General features: G+C 42.0%; 1 protein-coding gene. It reads left to right on the top strand.

The window, feature by feature from the left end:
• The first annotated feature begins 5 nt into the window (after window positions 1-5).
• Window positions 6-452, top strand: coding sequence for a YfmQ family protein (locus ACWHAR_RS31020; protein WP_017695579.1), 447 nt, complete (start codon window positions 6-8; stop codon window positions 450-452).
• Window positions 453-547: the final 95 nt, after the last annotated feature.

Raw genomic sequence — 547 nt, 5'->3', positions numbered from 1 at the left:
GAAGTATGACATGGGCGATCGTGATGTTAATTCTCATGAGTCTGGTGAAAATCGTATTAACCTGTCTTCCTACAGGCGTCATAGAATGGCTGCTCGGTAAATTTGAAGTGCACGCCAAGCTGAGTGGCGAAAATGCGAGTCTCTCTCTAGATGGAAAACGCCTCGAGGGTGCAGAGAAGCAGAAAGTGATTGATCAATTTAACGAAGCTATCTTCCTGGAAAAATATTATATCTATCCAGGTGATGAAGAGCGTTATTTACATCCGGAAAACGGCGGGACGCCGCTGGTGATAGATACAAAAAAAGGAAACAAAGACGTGAAGCTGTTCGTGTACCGCTATGACGACCATATTGACGTCGTGAAACAGTACAAGAAGAAAGTGATCGCGTATCGAGTGCTTTCTGAAAGCCTTCAAAAAGAGTCTCTGTCAGTGGCGGGAAGTTTAGCTTAAACAGGAAAGTGAAAGGCGGGTGCTTTATGCTACTCGTCTTTTTTATTGTTTTTTAAAACTTAACGTTTACGTTAAGGTTTAATAAGGTGTATAAT

The organism is Bacillus sp. LR--39 (genome assembly GCF_053613335.1).
The sequence above is the reverse complement of the archived record's forward strand: the minus strand, read 5'-3'. Positions and strand labels throughout refer to the sequence as shown.

Coding starts and splice junctions, on each gene's coding strand:
- ACWHAR_RS31020 (WP_017695579.1), top strand. CDS start 6: ATGACATGGGCGATCGTGATGTTAATTCTCATGAGTCTGGTGAAAATC.